Raw genomic sequence first — 5,828 nt, forward strand, 5'->3', positions numbered from 1 at the left:
CATGAACACCCGCCACGCGACCATCCTCCTGCGGGCCCTCCTCGTCCTCGCGAACACCGAGATCCAGAGGTGACCGACGATCTCCCCAGGACGATCACGCTCCTGACCGGCACGAGTCCGTCATCCCCGACCCACACCCCCGTGACCTGCAAGATCAGGATGAAAATCTCTCACTGATCAAGAGAACCTGATGGGAGGTGGCGCTCTCAGTGACGGGCTCTGGTCGCCCGGTGATGGGTCGAGCGGATGAGGACGGAGACCAGGGGCAGCCAGGTCTGCCGCGCCGGCGGCGTCGTCCGCGTAACGCGTGGTCTGCAAGGGGCCGGCCTGATCCAGTCGGACTCCCTCCAGCTCCAGGACATAGGCGAGGGTGAGCATGGCAAGGCGGGCGTTGCCATCCGGGAAAGGGTGAAAGATGGCCACGTCCAGGTAAGCCCTGGCCGCAGGGTAGGCCAGGGGGACGTAAGCGGCGTCGCGTTGCCTTCGCAGGAGCGCGTTGGCATCCATCGTCTCGGTGTGGCGCTGTTGGAGGTCGGTGAGCTGGCGTTCGAGGGCGGCTATCCGGTCCGCGTAGGCGGCGAGTTGGACACCGTGGCACTGGAGCTCGGCGAGGGCGCTGTCCGGGTGTTGGGCTTGACCGCGTTCGAGTGCGGCGAACCGGTCGGCGTGGGTGGAGAGTTGGGTTGCGTATCGCTGGAGGCCGGCGAGTGCCAGCTCGATCTCCAACAGCTACGCTCCCCGCGTCTCCGCACCGGCCGCGTTGTGAATGTGCACATCGAGCATGCGCCATCTTCAAAACCACTGGTCAGGCGGTCTTCCGTGACGTTCGTTCGGGGTGCTCGCGCTGGTCGTGGGCAGCTGTCTGCGCTGTAGATCGTCTTGCAGGGCGGGTTCGCCGGCTCCTGCCCGCCGCTGCCGGTACGCCTTCCACGATCCGGTCCATGGCGGACCCCGAGACGCTGGAACGGATCGCGGTCCCGAGCGCGGGCCGGCTGCGCCGTCTCACCGGCTTTAGTTGAGGACGGCATTGATCCTTGAGAGGGCGGTGGTGAGGTCGGTCAGGCCGTGCTGGATCGTGGCCATCCCCTGGGACGCGCGGGCCGTGTTCTTCTTCTGCACCCCGTCGGAGCAGATGTAGCCGCCCTGCTGCAGCTGCGTCAGGGCCTTGCTCCACGACGCCTGGGCTTGGGTGTCTGGGATGGGCGGGTAAACCTGAGCAGCGTCGGCCTTCTGGGCCACACTGAGGCAGCCCAAGGATTGTATGACGGGATCGTTGCCGCTCTTGGCGGTCTTGCGCGCCGAGTCGGTGAGCGCTGCGATCTTCGCCCGGCCGCCCTGCTCGTACCAACTGGCGACCTGTCGGGCTGCGTCGGCAGTGGGGGTGGACGTGGGCGTCGCGGTGGCCGTGGTTGCCGAGGCGGCCGGGCTGGGCGGCGCGCTGGTGGCGGTGGTACTGCCCTGATTGCTCCCGCAGCCGCTCAGCAGCACTGCGGCGGCCATGACGGTCACGGTGATCGCGGCGGTCGAGGCAAAAGGTGACGGGACGCGGTCGCGCATGGAAACCCCTTGATTGACGAGCGATCAGGTTTTCACGGACTGGACGTGCGTGGTCCGACCGTGATCGATCTGTTGCGTGCCCCGAGCATGCCGCAGGGACGGTGAAGGCGGGGTAGGCTGGGCTGTTCGGCCCAGATGGTCTTGCCTCCGTCGTGGTGCGTGACGGTCAGGCGGCGGGCGAGCGTGGCGATCAGGCGCATGCCGAAACGTCCGGGGACGGCCGGCTGGTCGGGTCCCACGACGCGTGTGGCGTCGCCGGCGTCGGCCATCTCCACCCACAGGCCCTCCGGGACGGGGAACAGGACCAGGCGATACGGGGCGGCGGCGTGCCCACAGGCGGGGGTGACCAGCTCGGAGACCAGCAACAGGGCTGGTTCGGCGAGATCGCGGGCCTGGAGGTGAGCCTCGCCGCGGCGAACGACAAGCTCACCGCGATGAACCGCCTTGCCGAACGACACGGTGTGGTCCACCTCGGCATGCCCGACTTCAGACAACTGAGCGACGAGTTGGCGATCCTGCGGATCCCGTCATTCAACGAAGATCCGCTATCTTGAAAACCGCTGTTCAGGGGTTCTTCCGTAATGTTCGTTCGGGGTGCTCGCGCTGGTCGTGGGCGGATGTCTGCGCTGTAGATCGTTTGACGGTCAGCGGTGGACTTCGATGTTGGTCAGGACGAGCAGGGCGCGCAGGAGGTGGGTGGCGCGGGTGGGGTCGGTGCGGCGTTTGGTGAGCGTGCGCCAGTTTTCGAGGTGGGCGAAGCCGTGTTCGACGGGGGCGCGTCCAGCGGCGAGAACCCGGTTGGCGTCCTTTTCGCAGGTGGTGAGCTTGCGGTAGCGGGTGGCCTTGAACCCGGTGACGACGACGGGGTGGTCGGCGTCGTCGTCCAGGCCGAGGAATCCGAGGTCGGCCAGCGCGCCGAGGCCGGCGGCGCGGAGGTGGGCCAGGAGGTAGTTGCGGCGGGCGGCGGTGATGTCGCGGGTGCGGCCGGGCCGGGCGGCCGAGATCCAGATCAGGCGGCCCTTCTCGTCGGTGAGGGCGAGGAAGTGCAGGCCGTGGCGGTGGTGCATGCCTGCCCACGACCAGCGCGAGCACCCCGAACGAACGTCACGGAAGACCGCCTGACCAGTGGTTTTGAAGATGGCGCATGCTCATCGATATTCACGACCTGGCTCTCCGGGCCACACGGGCGATGGCATCGGGGCCCACATACAGGTCGGGAGCCGTCGGTTGGGGTGGGGACGATCTCGGTGTTGTGGGTGTCGGGGCGCCCGGCCTGGGGGCCGTCGTCCCCGAAGGCGTGGTCGATGATGTCCCCGCTGGCGGCCACTGAGCCCGGCCCGGCCTGAACCTCGCCCCTGCTCCGCTGATCCGGGGGCCGTCGTATGGAAGTGCGCGGCCCCGAAACGACGGCTCGATGCCCGATGGCGTTGCCGATGAGGTCTCCGCCCGCCGCGATCCCACCGCGCTCGGCCCGTACGAGACGCCGTGTGCCGCTGGTGTTGTCGGCGGCACTGTCCGGCTCATTGACACGGGCGGTGCCCGAAGCACCATTCAAAGCGAGCATGGGGATCACCACCCCGGCCAGCCCAACCACCGCACCGACGATGCTGGCTACTTGTCCCGCAGCATTCAGATCCCCCACGACAGCGAGCACCACCAGCTGGCAGACGACGCCGGAACTTCTCCCGGTACAGCGCGAGGTTGACGTCGACATCTGCGTGGAGGTGGGGTGTTGTGGGCTGGGTGGTATTCCTCCGTTGTGGCCATCGCAGCAGTGGCGCGGGACATGATGCCGCGTCCGGAGTGATCGGCAGCGAGGTTGCGCAGACGAGCTGGTCGCGGCGGCCTCATCTGCCGCGAAGCGCGAGGTTGGATTGTTGGCCGTGACGCTCGTTTGACGCTCCGAGCTCCCGGACGCGGGACAGCGAGCGGATAAACCGCCTCTGACCTTGTATATTTCGTGACTCGTCCAGGCCGACATCTTTCCGATGACGCATCATGTGGAGTGCGTTGCGATCCTTGAACCGGTGGCTAAGGGGTCCTGACCTGCGGTTTCGCCTGTGCGCATTATGTGCGGTGTGGGCGTTACGGGCGATATCTTGACGCTGAAATGACGCTCGTGACGCTCATTTGACGCTCGTTCTGATGGGGTGTCAGGCAGCCTGTTGGGCAGGTCAGGCCCTGTCGGGGTGGCGTATATCGATGGGGAGCCGAGGATGGGCGACGCTCTGCGCGGAGCTGCTGGTTACTGATGGTCAGTGTCCCGGAAGAGACCGGGCGGCCCCGGGGCCTGGCGCGCTGGGCGGATTCGCGTTGCTGACCTGCACAGATGGCTTTTCGGCTGTGTCACGCTCGTGCTCGTTGACGCGTCCGGGAAGTCCCAGAGGGCTCCCGCTGCTGGCGGACGCCCTTTCGGCTTTAGCGAGGGTGAGAGAGCGCGGTGTGGGCTGGATCCTGTGCATCGGTGGTCCGCCCTGATCGAACGGCAGTAGCGGCGCCATCGACGCCCCGTAGTTGACGATGGCGCGGGAACCTGGATGTCGAGTGACTGGCACTCGGCCGATGCCTTGCGGGATCGTGGGTTCCTGATGATTGACGACGACTCTGCGTTCGCCGACGGCAGTGAGCCGGCGGTGCCCGCCAAACCTCGGACGCCCTACAGTGAGCGGCCCGTCGCGCGGGCCCGGCGGGCGAAGGCACAGGAGCTGATCGAGCGGCTCGTCGCCGAGGGGCGCGTCCGGATTACTGATCCCAATGACGACGACGTCGCGGAGTGGCGGCGCGTCGTCAATTACGCGAAGCGGCACGGACTGGAACCGGTAGGCAAACGTATCGAGAAGGTCCCGTACGGCGGGCCGGGGCTGGAGCTGCTTCTCGCGGAGGGCCCACATCCCAACGCGCGGAGTCAGCGGCCGAAGGAAGGCGGGGGTCTGGTTCCTGTCCCCTCACGGCTGGGGCACCTGCATCCGATGGTGACCGCGCTCAAAGACGACGAGAGTCGGCTGGTGATGCCGTCTGCACTACGCCGTAGGTCGCTCCTGTTGCTACAGGGGCTGGCGGCTGAGGCGGTACGGCGAGGGTACGACGTGCGGAAGGCCGGGTCGTCTTTCTTCCCGCGCGAGGGCGGAGTCGACGTCGCTGTTGACGGCTTTGCGTATACCGTCACCGTCAGGCAGGAGTTCCCGGACTCCACAGATCCGGAGCGCGCCGCTCGTCTCGTCTTGGAGCTTGCCCATGGTCTGACTGGTCGGCCCGGTCGCTGGCGGGATCGGAAGAGCCGGACCCTTGAAGAAGCCCTGGGTGTGATCCTTGTAGAGATCGAGGCACGAGCGGTAGAAGACGCTCGGCGCAGGCAGGATGAACAGCAGGCCAGCGCAGAACGTGAAACTCGTTGGCAAGCGGCCATGGACGTGGCGAAGGAACAAGCTGTTCGCGAACAACTTGCCCAGGTGCTTCGCGAAGAGGCCGGGTGCTGGCAAGGGGCCGCTGTCCTCAGCGCGTACTGCATGGCATTGGAACGCCGTATCGGCGAGTTGAACGGTGCTGTGGACGAGTCGGCGCTGGACTCGGCCCGACGCTGGTTGGAGTGGGCAAGGGGGTACGTGAGGTCGATCGACCCCTTGAGCAGGCTTCCAGAGATGCCGCACACACGTGAACCCAAGCCGGAGGAGCTCAAGCCGTACCTCAAGGGGTGGAGTCCCTACGGACCGGAACGGCGTGCCGGACGATGACGTGAGCGGCCGACCAAGGGCGCGGCTGGGAGGACGGCGGCGGCGGTGTCTGGCCCGCCCATGGACTCAATCTTGGTCGTGAGTTGGCGCAGATCGGAGGCGGCGCAGAGCATGTAACTGAGACGGCGGGCCGCCGCCCCGGTCAGGAGCCTCGACCGCGTCACAGCCCGGTGAGTCCGAGGCGGCGGGCCAGTTCGTTCACCGCGGCGTGCTCATGGTCGGTCAGGTTCGCGCGCACGCCCAGGGAGATGCCCACGTCGGGGTCGTCGAGCGTCGGCGTCATCACGGCAGCGCCGATGAACGGGGTGGTGTCGGGCAGCAGCATCGCCAGGCGCTGTGCCCATACCGGATGCGGGCGGATCCAGGCCATGCCGGTGCGGGCGGCGTCGAAGAGGAGGATAGTGGGCTTGGTATTAGCCTGCCGGAGCTTCTGCTCATCCTCTAGCCTCGAAGTTTCGTGACGGTCCGCCGACGGAGTTGGTGGACCGTTTTTGTGCCGTGGGTTGAGGCTGTGCAGGCCGAGGGCCCGGGTGTCGCCTC

6 protein-coding genes are annotated in these 5,828 nt (G+C 67.1%); 1 reads left to right on the forward strand and 5 read right to left on the reverse strand.

From position 1 onward, the window contains the following. Positions 1-177 precede the first annotated feature (177 nt). From ADL01_RS46175 to ADL01_RS16010, 4 genes are all read right to left on the reverse strand, one after another. Positions 178-726, reverse strand: coding sequence for a Fic family protein (locus ADL01_RS46175; RefSeq protein WP_234354649.1), 549 nt, complete (start codon positions 724-726; stop codon positions 178-180). A 285-nt stretch (positions 727-1,011) separates the two neighbouring features. Next, a complete protein-coding gene (locus tag ADL01_RS16000; protein ID WP_053742667.1) occupies positions 1,012-1,557 on the reverse strand; it encodes a hypothetical protein in 546 nt (181 codons plus the stop codon). A gap of 32 nt (positions 1,558-1,589) precedes the next feature. After that, positions 1,590-2,015 carry an ATP-binding protein gene (locus ADL01_RS16005; RefSeq protein WP_159049539.1) on the reverse strand — a complete coding sequence of 142 codons (426 nt, stop codon included), beginning with the start codon at positions 2,013-2,015 and terminating at the stop codon, positions 1,590-1,592. Positions 2,016-2,201: 186 nt separating this feature from the next. After that, positions 2,202-2,624 (reverse strand): transposase family protein, encoded by a 423-nt coding sequence (locus ADL01_RS16010; RefSeq protein WP_078960550.1) that lies wholly within the window; start codon positions 2,622-2,624, stop codon positions 2,202-2,204. Positions 2,625-4,094: 1,470 nt separating this feature from the next. On the opposite strand from ADL01_RS16010, the gene ADL01_RS16015 reads away from it, so the two are divergent. Next, positions 4,095-5,288, forward strand: coding sequence for a hypothetical protein (locus tag ADL01_RS16015; protein WP_234354650.1), 1,194 nt, complete (start codon positions 4,095-4,097; stop codon positions 5,286-5,288). Between the two features lie 160 nt (positions 5,289-5,448). On the opposite strand, the gene ADL01_RS44720 is transcribed toward ADL01_RS16015, so the two are convergent. Next, positions 5,449-5,828: hypothetical protein (locus ADL01_RS44720; protein ID WP_159049540.1), on the reverse strand; the 380-nt coding region annotated here is incomplete at its 5' end.

Source organism: Streptomyces sp. NRRL WC-3618, from assembly GCF_001280005.1.
Lineage (GTDB): Bacteria > Actinomycetota > Actinomycetes > Streptomycetales > Streptomycetaceae > Streptomyces.

What these genes read in the sequence shown, in the direction of transcription:
- ADL01_RS16000 (WP_053742667.1), bottom strand. Translation starts at nt 1,557, where the DNA reads ATGCGCGACCGCGTCCCGTCACCTTTTGCCTCGACCGCCGCGATCACC.
- ADL01_RS16010 (WP_078960550.1), bottom strand. Translation starts at nt 2,624, where the DNA reads ATGCACCACCGCCACGGCCTGCACTTCCTCGCCCTCACCGACGAGAAG.
- ADL01_RS16015 (WP_234354650.1), top strand. Translation starts at nt 4,095, where the DNA reads ATGTCGAGTGACTGGCACTCGGCCGATGCCTTGCGGGATCGTGGGTTC.